Annotated in this window: 17 protein-coding genes; 14 read left to right on the top strand and 3 right to left on the bottom strand. The window is 46.0% G+C overall.

The window, feature by feature from the left end; all coding sequences use genetic code 11:
- The gene (locus tag BLT15_RS10425) at nucleotides 1-699 is read right to left on the bottom strand and encodes a GntR family transcriptional regulator (protein WP_089761456.1); all 699 of its coding nucleotides are present in this window, start codon (nucleotides 697-699) and stop codon (nucleotides 1-3) included.
- 637 nt (nucleotides 700-1336) lie between these two features.
- Here BLT15_RS10425 and BLT15_RS10430 point away from each other — a divergent pair.
- The 4 genes from BLT15_RS10430 to BLT15_RS10445 all read left to right on the top strand — a co-directional run bounded on the left by BLT15_RS10430 (nucleotide 1337) and on the right by BLT15_RS10445 (nucleotide 5448).
- Nucleotides 1337-2287 (top strand): Bug family tripartite tricarboxylate transporter substrate binding protein, encoded by a 951-nt coding sequence (locus tag BLT15_RS10430; protein WP_089761458.1) that lies wholly within the window; start codon nucleotides 1337-1339, stop codon nucleotides 2285-2287.
- A gap of 362 nt (nucleotides 2288-2649) precedes the next feature.
- Nucleotides 2650-3144, top strand: coding sequence for a tripartite tricarboxylate transporter TctB family protein (locus BLT15_RS10435; protein WP_159429904.1), 495 nt, complete (start codon nucleotides 2650-2652; stop codon nucleotides 3142-3144).
- 11 nt (nucleotides 3145-3155) lie between these two features.
- Complete coding sequence (locus tag BLT15_RS10440) at nucleotides 3156-4682, top strand: tripartite tricarboxylate transporter permease (protein ID WP_089761463.1); 1527 nt, start codon at nucleotides 3156-3158, stop codon at nucleotides 4680-4682.
- Nucleotides 4675-5448 carry a creatininase family protein gene (locus tag BLT15_RS10445; protein ID WP_089761466.1) on the top strand — a complete coding sequence of 258 codons (774 nt, stop codon included), beginning with the start codon at nucleotides 4675-4677 and terminating at the stop codon, nucleotides 5446-5448. Before BLT15_RS10440 ends, BLT15_RS10445 begins: the two co-directional genes overlap by 8 nt.
- Before the next feature lie 50 nt (nucleotides 5449-5498).
- Here BLT15_RS10445 and BLT15_RS10450 read toward each other — a convergent pair whose 3' ends face one another.
- Nucleotides 5499-5750, bottom strand: coding sequence for a hypothetical protein (locus BLT15_RS10450; protein ID WP_089761468.1), 252 nt, complete (start codon nucleotides 5748-5750; stop codon nucleotides 5499-5501).
- A 375-nt stretch (nucleotides 5751-6125) separates the two neighbouring features.
- On the opposite strand from BLT15_RS10450, the gene BLT15_RS10455 reads away from it, so the two are divergent.
- The 9 genes from BLT15_RS10455 to BLT15_RS13105 all read left to right on the top strand — a co-directional run bounded on the left by BLT15_RS10455 (nucleotide 6126) and on the right by BLT15_RS13105 (nucleotide 15289).
- A complete protein-coding gene (locus BLT15_RS10455) occupies nucleotides 6126-7604 on the top strand; it encodes an ATPase domain-containing protein (protein WP_089761470.1) in 1479 nt (492 codons plus the stop codon).
- A gap of 18 nt (nucleotides 7605-7622) precedes the next feature.
- Complete coding sequence (locus tag BLT15_RS10460) at nucleotides 7623-9428, top strand: diguanylate cyclase domain-containing protein (RefSeq protein ID WP_234985592.1); 1806 nt, start codon at nucleotides 7623-7625, stop codon at nucleotides 9426-9428.
- 229 nt (nucleotides 9429-9657) lie between these two features.
- Complete coding sequence (locus BLT15_RS10465) at nucleotides 9658-10866, top strand: SpoIIE family protein phosphatase (protein WP_089761472.1); 1209 nt, start codon at nucleotides 9658-9660, stop codon at nucleotides 10864-10866.
- 153 nt (nucleotides 10867-11019) lie between these two features.
- Nucleotides 11020-11166, top strand: a complete 147-nt coding sequence (locus BLT15_RS13260) for a hypothetical protein (RefSeq protein WP_159429905.1) — start codon at nucleotides 11020-11022, stop codon at nucleotides 11164-11166.
- A gap of 60 nt (nucleotides 11167-11226) precedes the next feature.
- Nucleotides 11227-11418: a hypothetical protein gene (locus BLT15_RS10470; protein WP_089761474.1), complete on the top strand. Its 192-nt coding sequence runs from the start codon at nucleotides 11227-11229 to the stop codon at nucleotides 11416-11418.
- Nucleotides 11419-11661: 243 nt separating this feature from the next.
- Complete coding sequence (locus BLT15_RS10475; RefSeq protein WP_089761476.1) at nucleotides 11662-12576, top strand: carbohydrate ABC transporter permease; 915 nt, start codon at nucleotides 11662-11664, stop codon at nucleotides 12574-12576.
- Nucleotides 12577-12642: 66 nt separating this feature from the next.
- Complete coding sequence (locus tag BLT15_RS10480) at nucleotides 12643-13569, top strand: carbohydrate ABC transporter permease (RefSeq protein ID WP_089761478.1); 927 nt, start codon at nucleotides 12643-12645, stop codon at nucleotides 13567-13569.
- Between the two features lie 85 nt (nucleotides 13570-13654).
- Entirely contained in the window at nucleotides 13655-14941 is a 1287-nt protein-coding gene (locus tag BLT15_RS10485; protein ID WP_234985593.1) for an extracellular solute-binding protein, read from the top strand.
- 123 nt (nucleotides 14942-15064) lie between these two features.
- Nucleotides 15065-15289 carry a hypothetical protein gene (locus BLT15_RS13105; RefSeq protein WP_143423065.1) on the top strand — a complete coding sequence of 75 codons (225 nt, stop codon included), beginning with the start codon at nucleotides 15065-15067 and terminating at the stop codon, nucleotides 15287-15289.
- Here BLT15_RS13105 and BLT15_RS13265 read toward each other — a convergent pair.
- Nucleotides 15275-15433 carry a hypothetical protein gene (locus BLT15_RS13265; protein WP_159429906.1) on the bottom strand — a complete coding sequence of 53 codons (159 nt, stop codon included), beginning with the start codon at nucleotides 15431-15433 and terminating at the stop codon, nucleotides 15275-15277. The genes BLT15_RS13105 and BLT15_RS13265 overlap by 15 nt on opposite strands.
- 211 nt (nucleotides 15434-15644) lie before the next feature.
- Here BLT15_RS13265 and BLT15_RS10490 point away from each other — a divergent pair, with 211 nt between their 5' ends.
- Nucleotides 15645-16679, top strand: a complete 1035-nt coding sequence (locus tag BLT15_RS10490; RefSeq protein ID WP_159429907.1) for a uroporphyrinogen decarboxylase family protein — start codon at nucleotides 15645-15647, stop codon at nucleotides 16677-16679.
- Nucleotides 16680-16941: the final 262 nt, after the last annotated feature.

Consider the following 16941-nt stretch of genomic DNA (forward strand, 5'->3'; position numbering starts at 1 on the left):
TCAATCAGTTCGAGCCCCTTCGTATTTTCTCCAGGAGTTCAAAATATGCTCCTCCATCGAACGCCTGGCTTTTTCAGACTCCCCATCTGAAATGCGATCAATTATAAGTTCATGCTCTTTTATGGTCTGCCAGGACCTGTCGGTGGTTTCAAAAACCTGATAGGTAAACAGCATAATTTGATGTTGAATATTTCTGTAAAGTTTCAAAAGATGTTCATTATGACTGGCAGCTGCCAGCCGAAAATGAAAGATCCTATTATATTCGCTAAAGCCTTCCATATCTTCGGCCTCCAGGTACTTTTCTCCCTCTTCATGAAGCGTAGTCAGCTCCTCCAGCTCCGATTTTTCTATTCTTTCAGCTGCCAGCTGGCAGCCATAACTTTCGAGAGCAGCTCTGGATTCAAATATGTCTTTTACCTCCTCCAGATTAAAATCTCTGACCTGATAACTTTTATAAGGAGGTTTGTGCAGAATACCGGTAGTCTCCAGCTCTTTTAAAGCCTCCCGGACCGGGGTATTGCTGACCTGGAAATCATCTGCAACAGCTTCTATGGTGAGTTTTTCGCCCGCCTCGTACTCGCCGGCTAGAATAGAGGAGAGCAGTTCCTGAAAGATACGATTTTTTATCTTGCCCCGCGAAGAAAAAGATCTTTCCGTATCGAGTTCTGCCCCCATAAATTTATAACTATCTCCGTTCAAATTCCCACCTCCTCGAACTTTTTTTCTTATTCCACCTGCTGCTGTTTATTTTTTAACACACCCAGAGTAAAATGTCAAATGTATCATTTTAATTTTCATAATTATTAGTCTAATAATATCTGCCGGCTGACTTAACTGCTGGAATTATGCATAATTGTGCTTTTTATTGCTTAAAAATACCCATAAATAGTTGAATACAGGTATAAATTAAAGCTTAAAACCAAAAAACCAAAATTATAGCGAATAATTAGTGTTTGACATTTGACATTCTTTGTAGTTTTTGATATCAAAATACTAACGACACTTATTCCAAACAATTTTTTCGATTACATTTATATTTAAAGCGCAAGTTAATAAGCCTAAATTACAATTGAAGGGAGGGATTTTACCAAAAAACCTGGACTTTTCACAGCAGCGCTCGGGATCAAAACAGGACTGGATATTTTCGGGCAAACTGGCGAGAAGTTTTTAGCAGGCGATATCTGGCGAAGATATTCGTACTTAAAAAAGAGAAAAGAAGAGATTCTTAAAAGAAGAGAGAAGTAGACCTGAGACCCGGACCATCCATTTTTAAGCTGATTTATAGGTGGTATAAAGAAAAAGAGAATCTCCACTATTATAAGGAGGAATTATCATAATGTTGAGAAATATTTGCAAAACAGGATTCGTCTTTCTGCTCGCAACCGCCCTGGTAATAACTTTTGGCTTCACCGCAGCAGCTGAAGAATTTCCCGAAGATGCCATCGAATTTACCGTGCCCTGGAGCCCCGGCGGAGGCAGCGACACATTGATGAGAATTGTCGCCAACCACATGGAAGATAAACTGGATACAAATATAGTAATTCACAATCGTCCAGGAGCCAGCGGCACTGTCGGTCTGGCCGAACATTACGATGAACCCAATGATGGCTATTACATCGGCCAGGTGCATGATGGGCTTATAGTATCTCATTATGCAGGAGTTACCGATCTCAATTACGATGATTTTGAAATGGTAGCCGGCATAACAAATTCTCCTCAATATCTGGCCGCAGCCGAGCACACTCCTTACGATACTTTCCCCGAATTCGTGGAATACGCTCAGGAAAATCCCGGGGAAATAACCGCCGGCGTCACCATGCAGGGCATACCTCAGGCCTGGATGGTTATGCTCGAAGAGGCTTTAGACACGGATTTTAATTATGTGGGCTATGAAGGCACAGGAGAAAGAGTCGAAGCGCTTGCAGGTGGACATGTAGATATAGTTCCGGTCGATTATGCCTCCGGTTACGAATATGTAGAAGGTGGATATTTCGACTTCATAGCTCAGGGGGCTGAGGAAAGACAGGATGAACTTCCCGATTTGAAGACTTTTCAGGAACACGGTTATGACGTGACCTGGGGTATAGTCAGAGCCCTGGTTGCCCCTTCCGGGACCTCTCAGGAAAAAATAGAAGTTTACGAATCAGCCCTTGCCTCGCTGGCAGAAAGAGAGGATTTCCAGCAGGCTATTGATGATGCAGGAGCTCAGGTCATGTATCTGGACTCTGCTGAACTGGAAGAATATTATTCCAGTCTCGACGAATTGGTCAGAGAGATGGACTTTTAAAGCATCATAAAAAGCTTTCAAAGCAATAAATTTAAATGTTGAACAAGCTCCACAGGTTCTTTCACGGGACCTTATGAAGCTTTGATCCGGTCCCGTGAACTTAATTCTTATCGATCCTCTCCATATCAGCTGGTTGAATTATAATTTTAGTCATATTCATAATGCTTATTATCGGGGGCTATAATGCTCTCTTCGCAATGAAATTTTCCAGTATCACTTCGCTTCATAGATTCCGATACTTTTTAAGCACCGGCAATTAAGGATATAAGTAGTCTTAAGTATGCAGTATATATGGAAATTTAACCAGCGGTTTCGGAGAAGGACCATTTTTATATCAGTCCGGCAGAAGGGAGGATTATGGAGTGAAACTTGTTGCCGAACTAATTTTTTTGCTGGCGCTGACAATCGCCAGCCTGATATTCTATCTGCAGATCGGTGAATTCCCAGGAGAAGGGTGGGACGAACTGGGGCCTGCTGCCTATCCCCGCCTGATACTGCTGGTCATGCTAGCAATACTGCTCTATCTTATTGTCAATAATCTGCGCAAAATTTACCGGGCTCACGAGAAAAATGATCTAAAATTTTCCAGCAGCGAGCTGAAAAGAGCCCTGTATCGTTACCATCAGGTTGTTATCAGTATTATATTATTTTTTGTTTATATGACAGCAATAGGCTATATAGGCTTCAAAATTTCCACCTTCGGATACATGTTTATAACACAGTGGATTTTAAGCTCCGGCGGAAAAAAAGCTCTGCCCAAAATCATAATTGCCAGTCTTGTAATAGGTTTCGGTGTTCCCCTGATTTTTGAAACCTATCTGGGGGTTGCGTTTCCCCGGGGCTTCTTTTTTCAATAGGGGGTATGTAAATGTTTAGATTCGACCTTTTGCTGCTCGGAATTGCAGAGATAATGCAGTTCAATGTTTTACTCTATATGTTAATTGGAGTAGTCGGCGGTATTGTACTGGCAGCTATCCCTGGATTTACGATTACAATGGCAGTCATTCTTGTTTTACCTTTCACCTTCGGAATGGCTCCTATAGAAGGAATAGCAACAATGGTGGCAGTTTATGTGGGGGGAATGTCAGGCGGTCTTATAACAGCTGCTTTGATCGGTATTCCAGGAACTCCTTCAGCTGTGGCCACCACTTTCGATGGGCATCCTATGGTCAAAAATGGCGAACCGGGGAAGGCTTTGGCCATAGGAATCTGGGCCTCTACCTTCGGTTCATTTCTCAGCATGCTGATAATGGTAACGGTGGCTCCTCAAATAGCCGATTTTGCCCTGCAGATGGGTGCCTGGGAATATTTTTCCCTGATAGTATTTGCTCTGACCATAGTCGCCTCGCTGACCGGCGATTCTTTCCTCAAAGGAATAATATCAGCTCTGATCGGACTTCTGATAGCTGCTATAGGTGTCGACCCCATGACTGCTGTCTCCCGTTTTACCTTTGGATTTGGTTTTTTAAACGCTGGCGTGGAGTTTTTGGTGGTGCTTATTGGGGTCTATGCCGCTTCTCAGCTTTATAAAGAGCTCGAATTCAGCCCTGATGAAAAGACAAAGAAAGCAGATGAGGGACTTGTGACCGGCGATATATCGCTTGATATTTTGTCCTCCCTCAAAACCGTAATATCTCAGCCGAAAAATTTAATCCGCTCTTCAATACTCGGCACCATTGTCGGCGCCCTGCCTGGAGCAGGAGGCAGCATAGCCAACATAGTGGCCTATGATCAGGCCAGAAAAGGGTCCGACACTCAACCCGCAGAAAAATTTGGCACCGGTATCCCCGACGGGGTTGTAGCTTCCGAAGCAGGAAACAATTCAACAGCTGGCGGTGCCCTGATCCCGACTATAGCTTTAGGCATTCCCGGCGGCGCTATCACGGCGGTAATGATGGCAGCCTTGATGGTCCACGGGATGAATCCCGGCCCCATGCTGATAGAAAATGAGCCAGCCATGGTGGGCAGCATTTTTGTCGGATTTTTTATCTCAACTCTTTTAATGCTTATGGTACAGATAATAGGGGCCCGGCTTTTTCTCAGAGTTTCGACTCTGCCCAAATACATCATGATTCCTTCCGTTCTGTCGCTCTGTGCTGTAGGTTCCTATGTTCTCAACAGCAGAATCACCGATATCTATCTTCTGTTCATAATAGGGGTGCTTGGCTACCTGTTTCAAAAATTCGACTTCGCCCGTGCGCCTTTGATTCTGGGAGTTATTCTCGGCCCTATAGGCGAAACCAATCTGAGGAGAGCACTTATGCACGATCCTGATGTCACGCTATTTTTCACCCGGCCCATCTCGCTTTTCTTTTTGATTTTAGCAGTCATATCCATGATCTATTCCGTCCGTCAGCAGCAGTCGCTCAAAGGAGGTCTGGCAGAAGATGAATAAATCAAATCCCGATCTCTTCAAACTGGAAAATATGACCTGGCCCGAAGTTGAAAATGCAATAAAAAAAGCCGAATGCGCTCTCATCCCCATAGGTTCACAGGAACAGCACGGCCCCTATATCGCCGAAAGCTGTGACAGCCGCCGGGCGGAAAAATTCGCCGCTCTGCTGGGAGATAAGTTAGATCCACTAGCTCTAATCACCCCAACTGTCAGCTATGGAATATCTCCTCACCATATGAACTTTCCGGGAACGATCACCCTTTCTCCACAAACACTGGTATCTCTGCTCGGAGATATCGTCGGCTCACTGCACGATCATGGCCTTGACCGCTTTGTGCTGATTAACGGTCACGGCGGTAATGATGATACCCTCGGTGTGGCTGTCGATACCATCCGCACAGAACTCCCCGTGCGGCTTTTAGCCTTTAAATACACCAGCCTGGCAGCCGAAGCGATCGAAGCAGAAGTCGATTCCGATTTTTACGGCCATGCCTGTGAAAGAGAGGTCTCCGAGCTGATGTATATGGCCCCGGAAATAATCCGAGAAAACAGGATAGAGCCAGGCGAGGAAAAAAAGCTGCTATCTTTCAAACAGCATCCGGTCAACCTCGGCGTCGATTTTGACGAATATACCGAAAATGGGGCGCTGGGCGATGCCCGTCAGGCGAGCCGGGAAAAGGGAGAAAAAATTGTGGAAACAGCCCTGGCTGAAGCCGAAGAAATCGTCAGAGATTTTTTGCAGCTCGAACTTCCTGACAGGAATTAAAAATCTCAATCTGACCTGCCATCTATTCCGTCCGTCAGCAGCAGCGATCTTTATTCACCCATAAACTCCTCATCCATCTCGACAAACTGCACAGCATAGCCATCCGAATCCTCTATAAAAACAAACTTTATGTGCGGGTTGGGCTGGATGGGGCTTTTTTTCTCTATCCCCACCACCTCCTGAAACTCCATACAGTCCGAAAGCGCGTCGACCTCGAAACCGAGCGATAATTCCCCGCCCGGCTCCACACTGTCACTGTCGAATTCATCCACCGGCTCGAGTTTGGTATCTCCTCTGCCCAAAAATGCGATGCGGGTATCCCGCTCATTCTCAAATTTTTATTGACCTCCAGCTTTCTTATTCGGCTCCGGCCGGAATGACTCGTTTATCCGAGCTGAGGACAAAAAAAGGAGATAAAAGAAATTTGTTGAATTATTATTATCAGTAAATAATCAAATTACGCATGGATCTTCTTGTCTTTAGTGCGATATCTATCAACTGATAACAGGAAGATCCTTACGTATTGCTGGTACTGCTGCATTTGATATATTATATACTGTATATTGTTCGGGTGAAATTGCGGGTGAAATTATCGACATTTAATTTTGCCTAAATCTTTCCTGAATCTTTTGGAAAATGCAATACACAGGAAATAAAATCAGGGAGGCAATAGCAAGATGACCAATCAGAAGAGAATTTCAACCGGTTTAGAAGGTCTGGATGAGATCCTTAAGGGCGGGCTGATTCCGGGCGATTCCTATCTGGTCAGAGGAGAGGCGGGCAGCGGCAAAACCACGCTGGGCCTGCATTTTTTGTGCGCCGGGCCCCAATCGGATAGATCCCGTCTTTTTATAACGCTTTCTGAACCCCGGGATAAAATAGTCAGAAATGCATCCCAACGCGGTTTTCCGGTGGAAGAGATTGAATTTCTGGATTTGAGTCCCTCCGGAGAATTTGTGAAAGAGCAGGATTATTCCGTCTTCCCCTCCTCCGAGGTCGAAGAACAGCCTCTGCTGAAGGAGATATCGCGGAAAATCGCAGAGGACAAACCGGAGAGGATCTTTATCGACGGTCTAACCCAGCTGCGCTTTTTATCTCCTGATGATTATCGCTTCCGCAAAAATATCCAATCGCTGATCAGGCTGATGTCCGAGGCCGAGACCACCCCCCTGCTGGTGTCGGAGGTCGGCAGCCGTCCCGACGACGATCTCCAGTTTATCAGCGACGGCATTATAAATTTGAAAGCTGCGGGCGAGGAGAGAAAGATTTCCATCGATAAAATCAGAGGTTCTGACTTCAAAAATGGCAGGCACACCTACGTGCTGAATGAAAAGGGCATGCAGGTTTATCCCCAATTGAATCCCCAATTTATCTCTTCTGAGTTAAGAGCAGCTGAAAACGAAGCGATCTCCTCCGGAATCCCTGAAATCGACAGGCTGCTGCACGGAGGCATCGAGAGAGGAACCAACACGATCATCACCGGTCCTACCGGCTCGGGCAAAACCTCTTTAGGTCTGGCTTTCATGAAAGAAGCGGCCGGCCGTGGAGAGAGATCAGCTGTTTATCTGCTGGAGGAGAGTCACGAGATCCTGGTTAAACGGTCCCGGGCCATAAATATTCCCATCGAAGAGATGATGGCCAGCGAAAATCTGGAATTATATTCTGTTAATCGCCAGGAGTTGACGCCGGAGCTTTTTGTTCATCAAGTCAGGGATGAAGTGGAGGAAAACAGAACAAAAGTGGTTATGATCGACAGCCTCACCGCTTTTAATTCCACCTTTTTGAGCGAAAACTGGAGCAAAAATGACCTGATCAAAACCCTGGACAGCCTGAGAAGATTTCTGTTCGATAAGAACGTCACGGTCCTGATGACCAACGAGGTCCCCAATATAACCGGTGATTTCCAGGTGACAGATGATCAGATCAGCTACCTGGCCGATAATATCATCATCCTGCGCTATCTGGAGCTGGATGGAGGCATCCATAAAGCCATCGGTGTGCTCAAAAAGAGGCTGAGCAGCTTTGAGACCAAGCTGCGGAAGTTTCAGATCACGGAATACGGACTGGAAGTCGGCAAACCGATGGAAGATCTGAGCGGAATTCTCAGCGGAAATCCCCGGGTCAGAACGAAAAGCAGCTCTTCTGACAGAAATTAACTCAGACAGGTGATTACAGTGAAAGATACTCAAAAAGCCAGACCAGAATCGGAAAGCAGAGCTAAAATAAATCTGCTGATATCAAATTATAAAAATCGGGAGCTTCTGGAAAATCAGCTGGAGCAGACCTACGAGCTCTATTCCGACAGCGATGCTCCCTTCCAGGAATATGAGCTGGTTATTCTCGACGAAAACTCCTTCGAAAATTACAGATTTCAGCTAAGGCGTTTAAAAGAGGATGATGAGAGTTTCACCCCGGTTATATGCCTGCAGGAGGAAAATCAAACTCCCGCTCGAAATCTTTTAGAACTGGCCGATGATGTGATCAAGCTGCCCGTATCCCGGTCTTTGCTGCAGGCCCGGATAAAAAATATGATCAAAAACAAAAAACTCTGGGCCGAAAGAAAAATCCTGGAGGATAGATACAGGAGTATATTCCACAATATCAACGATATGGTTTTTATGGTCGAAACTCTGCCGGGAGAGCAGCCAGGATTTAAAATCAGCGAGGTGAATGATAAGCTGCAGAGAAAGCTGGAGTTCAGTCCGGAAGAATTAAAGGGCTTTTCTCCCGGCAAACTGATCAGAGGCGAGCAGGTTGACGACCTTTTCGAGATGATAGGAGATCAAAAGGAAGCTCTTTTCACCGCCGATCTCTATACCGGCGAAGAGGAAACTATGCCGGCAGAAATAAGCGCCCGGGAAGTGCGGATCCACGATAAAAAACAGATACTCTGTTCAGCTCGCGATGTTACCGAAAAAAAGCAGAAGGAAGAGAAGATCAATTATCTTCTGATTCACGATGATCTCACCGGCCTTTACAACCGCAAATTTTTCGAGGAAGAGCTGAAAAGGTTGAATACCGGAAGGCAGCTTCCCCTCTGTGTTTTTATCATCGATATAAATGGAATGAAGCTGGTCAATGACAGCTACGGTCACAATACCGGCGATGAACTCCTGATAAAAACCGCCGATCTGCTGCAGGATATTTTCCGGGCGGAGGACATTCTGGCGCGCTGGGGCGGCGATGAGTTCAGCGTGCTGCTGCCTCAGACCACAGAAGAGGAAGCAGAGAAGATACTCGACCGCATAAAGAGAGCCTGCCAGCAGACAGAAAACGACAAACTGCCAGTGTCTTTAGGAGCGGGGTATGCCGTCAAAAAGGATGAGAGCGCTGATATTTTTGATATTATCCATGAAGCAGATAGCAGGATGTATCAGGACAAATTGACGTCCGAAAAAAGCGCCACCAACAAGATAGTCGCCAGCCTGCTCTCTACCCTCGAGACAAAAAGTCCGGAGACTGAAGCGCATACCCACCGCCTGACAGCTCTGGCCATGAGATTTGGAGAGAAGATAGGACTTTCCAACAACCAGCTGGACAACTTATCGCTGCTGGCCACCCTGCACGATGTGGGCAAAGTCCATATCTCCGAAAAAATCCTGAGCAAACCCGATGATCTGGACGACGAAGAATGGCAGACTATAAAAGAACACCCCCGGACAGGCTATAAAATTGCTCTTTCCTGCAGCGATTTTTCCTCGGTGGCCGATGAAATTTTATCCCATCATGAACGGTGGGACGGCAGGGGCTATCCCCAAAAGCTGGAAAAAGATAAGATCCCCCTTTTATCGCGGATAATAAGCATAGTCGATGCTTACGATGTGATGACCAACGAAAGGCCCTACAGCAAACCGCTTTCCTGCCAGGCCGCCCTGGAGGAGATTAAAGAATGCGCCGGTGAACAGTTCGACCCTGATCTGGCCGAAAAATTTATCGAGATGATGACAGAGAACAACCTGTGCTCGAAACCAGAAGGATAAATCGAAGCTCGCCCGAAAAAACGACCCGGGTTCAGACATATTTCTCTGAATATAATGATTATTTTAAGATAGTATCAAGAGACGATCTTCCTCTCTTCAGCTGATAACAGGAAGAGCTTTAAAGGAGTTCTCTCTTCTATAAAGAATTAATTATATTAACAGCAAAAGTTCTCATAATAATTATTGACAGTACGAAGGAGCCGGTAGTGTCAAACGGGGAGGAAAAACTATGGAAAAGTTTCGCCTCAAAGAGCTGGTGCATAAATATCAGGAAAGCTGGCAGCGGATAGTCGGGATTTTGAGCGAAATGCTCGATACGGAAGTCGCCTTGATAAACAGCGTCGAGGGGGATGAGCTGGAAGTTCTGCAGAAAGATGATCCCGAGGACTATTTTAAGCTGAAAGACCCCTATGACTTGAGCGATGTCTACTGCGAAGGTGTGATAAAAAATCGAGAAATGCTGGAGATCAAAAACGCCGATGAAAACGAGACCTGGGCTGATTACGAAGGTGCTAAAATGGGTCTTATATCTTATCTGGGTTTCCCTCTTTTTGATCCGAATGATAAAATTGTAGGGACTATCTGTGTGGAGGATACCAGCGAGCGCAGCTTTACCGAAAGAGAGAAGGATCTTCTGCGTCAGTTTAAGGAGATGATCGAAAATCAGCTTAAACAGCTTAGATTGACCGACAGACTGGAAGAGAACATCGAGAGAGGCCGGCAGCTGCACTCTCAGTTCCTGCCGGAAAAACTTCCCCTTCGGAAAGATATCATTCCCGGGGCCCGCTATCAGGCCGCCGACAGGCTGGGAGGAGATTTTTATGATCTGATCGAGCTCGAGGATAAGATGGTTTTTTATGTCTCCGATGTTAGCGGCCATGATCTCAGCAGCTCTTTGCTCAACATTTTTCTCAAAGAGACGGTCAATTCCTATCTGCTCCACCAAAGAGAAGCCGATGAATATCTGCGCCCGCCCCATATGCTGGAATATATAAATAATCGCTTTTCCGAAGAAGGTTTTCCGGCCGATTACTTTATCTGTCTGACGATCGGGATCATCGATCTAAATAGTTTTGAAGTCACCCTGAGCAACGGCGGAATGTCAGTCCCGCCCTTTATAGTGCATGAAAACGGAGAAATATCAGTCTTCAGCTGCCAGGGCCTGCCCATCACTGTTTTTGAGGAAGGGGATTATTCACAGTGCGTTAAGAAGCTGCAGCCCGGAGATACCCTGCATTGTCATACCGACGGTCTGACCGAGCAGGAAAATGAGACCGGAAGGAGATTCACGGAAAAAAAGCTGCAGAGGACAGCCAGAGATGCGGCTGGAAAAGATGTCGAGCGGACTCTGGACGCTATCTATGATAATTTCAACGCTTTCCGCGGCGAAAAAGAGGTACAGGACGATCTGACTTCCCTGGTACTGCGGCGCAGCTGATCACCCGCGATTATATCAGCGGGGTTTCCCCGCATCTATTTTCTCCCTTGTCGCTGCTGCCATTTTATTGTATAATTTGAATTGAAGGGAGAAAAATAACAGAAAATAATCAACATTCAGGATATGTAAATCACGGATGGGAGGTGAACTGCTGTGTCAAAAATGGTCAGCTTCCTCTATAAACTCTCCCGCAAAGCCAACGACGCTGAAACCCTGGCCAGCGGCGATCCGGAGAGAATGGCCAAAAGAGCCAAAAACAAATTCGTGGGCAGGAAATTGATGAAGAAATTGATGAAATAAAAAATAAAAAGACTTAAACCGAGCATACAGATAATCCAAAAAGAGGAGGATGAAAAAAATATGAAAGAGATACTCAGCGAACGCAAGCTGGGCGAAAAGCTGACTCTGGGAGTTCAGGCCGAGGCCGATGAAGTCGGGCTTTATCTGGCTTCTGAGGACGTGTCGGCCAGCTGTGCCTTTTTGCCCGATGAATGGGATAATTTCGTAGAAGCGGTAAAAGCAGCCGACCAAAAAATTCAGGATCAGATCTGATAAAGAATAGAACGCCGGAATCACCCTTTACATTTTTTCAGGCCGCTTCTGCTTCTGGAAACTTTTTTGCTTCTTTCAGCAGCAGAAGCTTTCTTTATTTAGGCAGGTTCCAGGCGATAATTTGCACGCAGCAGGTAAAGCCGGTTTGCAATCGCACCTATTTCCTGATAAACTTCCATAGGTAGATAGGCAGCCCCTTTTACTTACAAAATCGATAAAGTCACAGGTTCAGGAGGTTTTAGCATGCAGCAGGACAGCGCTTCTCAGGGGGAGAGTCTCCGGGATCGGCTTAAAAGCGAAAAGATGACAGCTTTTTTCTTCTGTCTGCCGGCCCTGATTCCGCTCACAGTTTTCTGGGTATTCCCTCTGCTTTTTGCCCTTTATCTGAGCATGACCAACTGGGATCTCATGATGCCGGTGTATGACTTTGTCGGGCCTGAGAATTATCTCCGGCTTTTTCGCGATCCCGAATTTTACCGCACCCTCTGGAACACCCTTTATTTCACCGCCGGCAGCGTTATTCCCGCCGTGCTGGGCGGTCTAATTCTGGCTATCATAGTCAAAGGAAAAGTTCTGGGCCGAACAGTTCATCAAACTCTGCTGTTTTCGCCCTGGGTCACCCCGCTGGTAGCCATGGCCATAGTTTTTTCCTGGATTTTCGATCCGGGAACAGGTCTGATAAATTACATACTGCAGCTTTTCAATCTGCCGGCGCTGCCCTGGTATGCCAGCTCGGACTGGGCCATGCCGGTTGTGATAGCGGTCAGCGTCTGGAGAACTCTGGGTTATTCCATGGTCTTTTATGTGGTGGCCCTGGAGCGAATTCCTGATTCGATCTATGAGCAGGCGAAAATCGATGGAGTCAATTTCTGGAGCCGTTTTCGTCATATAACGCTGCCGCTGGTCTCGCCCACCACTCTGTTTCTGTCGGTGGTGCTCACAATTCAGGCCCTGCGCGCCTTCGACCAGATAGATATAATCACCCAGGGCGGTCCGGCCGGAGCCACCCGCACCCTGCTTTATCACTATTATCAGTCGGCCTTTGAACGCTTTCACGCCGGTGAAGCCGCCGCTATCGGCATAGTTATTCTGGTCATTGCCGGGCTTTTTGCGCTGGCCCAGTTTTTGATCTCAAAAAAATACGTTCATTATCAATAGTTCTATGCAGCTATCATATCTTATTAAATCAGCGATCATTATTCGTGCATTCAGGAGGCAACAGATATGAGCAGTAAAGACAGTTCTCAGGAAAAAACCACTGCTGCCGAACTTTCTGCCGCCGGCGAAAGCGCAGCCGGGAGCAGCAGGGGCCGACCCGGATGGAAAAAAACTTTGAGCAGGGTTGTGCCCAATATCTTCATTGCCGCCATGAGTTTTATCATGATCTTTCCCTTCCTGTGGATGTTTGCCAGCGCTTTGATGACCCAGGAGGAAATAGCCAGCTATCCGCCCACATTTATACCCGCGTCACCGCAGTGGAGCCATTTTCTCGAGGCCTGGCAGTCAGCCCCCTTTAATATCTACATATTCAACAGCTTTTTTACCGCTTCAGCCATAGTTGCCCTGCATATAATAACTACAGCTCTGTTCGCCTATGCTATAACCCAGCTGAATTTCCGGTTTAGAAAACCACTTTTTGTTATCGTGATGGCCACCTATATGCTGCCGGTGCCGGTCACCTATGTTCCCAGCTATATCGTGCTTTCCTGGCTGGGCTGGCTTGATACCTATCAGGGCATCATCTTTTCCAACTCGGTCAGCGTCTTCGCCATCTTTTTGGCCCGTCAGGCCTTTCTGCAGGTGCCTGACGAGCTGGTCGATGCCTCCAAGGTCGACGGGGCCAGCCACTGGACCATCCTGTGGAAGGTGTTCTTTCCTCTCACCAAACCTATCTTTATCACCTTCGGTCTGATAAATTTTGTGCTCATGTACAACAATTATCTCTGGCCGCTTTTGATAATCCGCAGCGAGAGGCTTTATCTGATAACCATCGGACTTCGCCAATTTTTCATCGAACAGGGAGCCTACGGAGTCAACTGGCCGCTTATCATGGCCGCCAGCACAATCGTGGTAACTCCGCTGCTCATTCTCTTTTTCATCACCCAGAAATGGTTCATAAAAGGTGTCGGCGATACCGGGGTCAAGGGGTGATTTTTTCCGCATAAACTCCGCTCCCGGTTCAATTTTTTCAATCCATAGATCCTTTAAAACTCACTAAAATTCGGAGGTGAGCGCTTTGTTAAAAAAGATACTGAGAACTACCCTGATGTCATTGCTTATTTTAGCTGCTGCAGCAGGTCTTTCTTTTCAGTCTGTGGACGCTGAACCGGTGGAAATCGACTTCTATTATGGCCTGGGCGGATACCTGGGCGAAGTTGTGGAGGAATTTATCGAGGAATTCAACGAGGAGAATCCGGATGTGGAAGTTGAAGGCCATACTTTCGGCGATTACGATGAAGCCCTGCAGGCCTTTCAGTCCGGTGTTGCTGCCGGCGATCCGCCGGAGGCGGTCATGCTCGATCCAACCCCCGCGGTGGAATTTGCCGACCGCGAAATAACCGCTTCTTTGAGCGATTTTATCGACGAGGATGAGGATGCCGACCGCGACGATTATGTGGAAGCCTTCACCGAAATGACCAAAATTGACGGCGAACAGCACGCTATTCCCATGTTCGGTACCACTCAGCTTCTCTACTATCGTCACGATCTCTTCGAAGAAGAGGGCATCTCTCCCGATAAGCTGGAAACCTGGGAGGGACTGGGCGAAGCCGCCGCTCAGCTGGCCGCCCGGGAGGATGTAGAATACGGCTGGATGCCCATGTGGGATCGCATTAACCTGATGGATGTAGTTTACTCCCGGGGAGGAGAGGTGCTGAGCGATGACGGCACCGAGGTCAGGCTCACCGACGAAGCATGGGTGGAAAGCTGGGAGGCGCTGCGACAGTGGATCCATGAAGATGAAATACTGGGCTTAAACCACGGCGGCGTAGGCTGGGAATACTGGTATGACACCATCGACGATGTTCTGGAAGGCCGGGCAGCCGGTTATACCGGTTCCAGCGGCGACCAGGGCGATCTCGACTTCGATAAAGTTTCAGCCGCTGTTCAGCCCGGCTGGGAAGCTCACGACGGAGAACCCGCTCCCATCGCCGAAGCCAAATATGGCGTGGTGCCGGCCCGCATCTCGGAAGAAAAACAGGAAGCCGCCTATGAATGGCTGGCCTTTTTCACCAGCCCGGAAAAGACTGCCGAGTGGAATATGAAGACGGGCTATCTGGCCGTCCGTCATTCCGCCCAGGAAGATCCGGAATTCCAGGAGTTTCTCGAAGATAATCCGCAGGCTGAAGTTCCTCTCCAGCAGCTGGAAGTCGCCTCGCCGATTTTCATCGATCCGACCGGAGGCGAGATAAATCAGGCCATTGACGACGCTATAGACGCCATTCTCATAGAAAACGTGCCGGCCGAAGAAGCGCTGCAGTCGGCCGAAAGTCGGGCCCAGCGAGCTCTGGACGTAGTTCAGTAAATAAGCAGATAATTTAAAAATCCGGTCTGAAAATCAACCGGTTCAATACCAGGACCAAAAACATCCATAAAAAGATCACACCGCCGGCCCTTTCCAGGCCGGCGGTTTCCTGTTTTTTTATGTTTGGAGAAGCCAAAATTTCCGGGAGATGTCGGCAGAGAACTGGAAAATGAAGGGGTTAGGGCGATAACTGCCGACTGCGGCTATATGGCGATGTTTCAGAGAAAAATGGCCGCTTTTTGGCCTGTACCCAGCTGGCAGGTTTTTACGGGGAAGATGAAAAACTTTTATGGGAAGCAGCAGATATTGCTGAAACGCTGGGCAATAATTAATTCATGCTTTCAATAAACTAGATATGCTTGCTATAAAAAGCAGCTTGGCCTTTGCTGGCAGCTCTTCAACAACAGCAGCATTTTCTACATAATTCTCCATCTTGGCCAGAAACATTCCCCCTTTCATCATGAGGCTGGCAATTTCATTATACGTTAGCATTATAATTTTTGCTGGTAAATAGAACCATAAAAAATAAAGTCTTAGTTTTGAACGAAAAAATTTTAATCATGATTAGGAAGGAATTTCCCCCTTTATACAGAAACAACTTAATGAAGAGTATATGAAATATTGTTTTATAATATAAAATTCTAAAGTCAACTAATAATAATTTAGTTAGCTTTATAAAATATAAATGCTTAGGGGGAGAAAAATGAATAAGGATGATTGGAAGCTTTTGTGTGACATTGTTGATTTCAAAAAGTTGGGAGCTGCACCCGTTGGTTTTATTATAGACAGTCCGTGGTTGCCCGAATGGTATGATGTCTCACATATGAATTTTTATCGGCAGGACAATACATGGCTTAATGCAAATTTAAAGGCAATACAAAAATTTTCCGATGTAATGTTCTTACCAGGTTTTTGGGCAGAATTTGGCATGTGTACTGAGCCCTCAGCCTTCGGCTCAAAACCTATATGGTCTGAGAACGATACCCCTCATCCCGCTAAAGTAATTTCAGATATAGAAAAGGTGGACAAATTAGAAAAACCTGATCCTGAAAAGCATGGTTTGCTTCCTTTTGTATTAAACAGATTGGAATATAATAAGGATAAAATTAACAATGAAGGCCATCAAATAAAGTTTGCTGTTGCTCGTGGTCCCTTCAATATAGCAGCGTATTTGGTTGGACACACTGAGTTTTTAGTTTCTTTAAAATCCAAACCTGATAAAGCAAAAAAATTGATAGAGCTTGTCTCAGAATTTATAGTAGATTGGTTACAAGTTCAAAAAGCTAGATTTAAATCTATTGAGGGAATATTTGTTCTTGATGATATAATTGGTTTTGTAAATGAAGACGATTTTCGGGAATTTGCTCTGCCATATTTCAAAGAAATATATGATGCATTCGATACGAAAATTAATTTTCTTCATAATGATATGGAAAGTTTAATTCCGGCTAATTATTTGAATGAGATAGGTGTTAATTTATACAATTTTAGCCATGAACATAGTTTTAAAAAGGTTCAAAAAATCACTAATGAGAAGGTAGCCCTTGTGGGGAATATCCCTCCCAGAGATATTTTAGCGGAAGGAACCCCAGAAGAGATAAAAAATCACGTTAAAAAAGCTATAAATTCAGTCGTAAATTTAAAAGGAATTTTATTATCATGTGGCGGGGGAATGCCCCCAGGAGTTACTTCAGAAAATATAAATGCGTTTGTTGATGCTGTAAAAGAAAATATTTAAAACAAATAATTTTTATCGTCTTTAGTTGGCTATAAAAGAGAACATGGTCAAGATTAATGACATTTAAACAGCTGAACAAACCAGCAATTGAGCAGTATATTGAGATTATAGAGCATTATCATCCCGATCATGGCAATGATGAAGAAGAAAGTTAATTCGATCTTCAGATTTTCATCAGGGGGTTAACCCCCTGATGAACCAGTCAACACCGTACAACCACGTCTAACCGCGGAACAGGGCGGACAAATGTCCTAAGTGTAAA

Source organism: Halarsenatibacter silvermanii (genome assembly GCF_900103135.1).
GTDB classification, from domain to species: domain Bacteria; phylum Bacillota; class Halanaerobiia; order Halanaerobiales; family Halarsenatibacteraceae; genus Halarsenatibacter; species Halarsenatibacter silvermanii.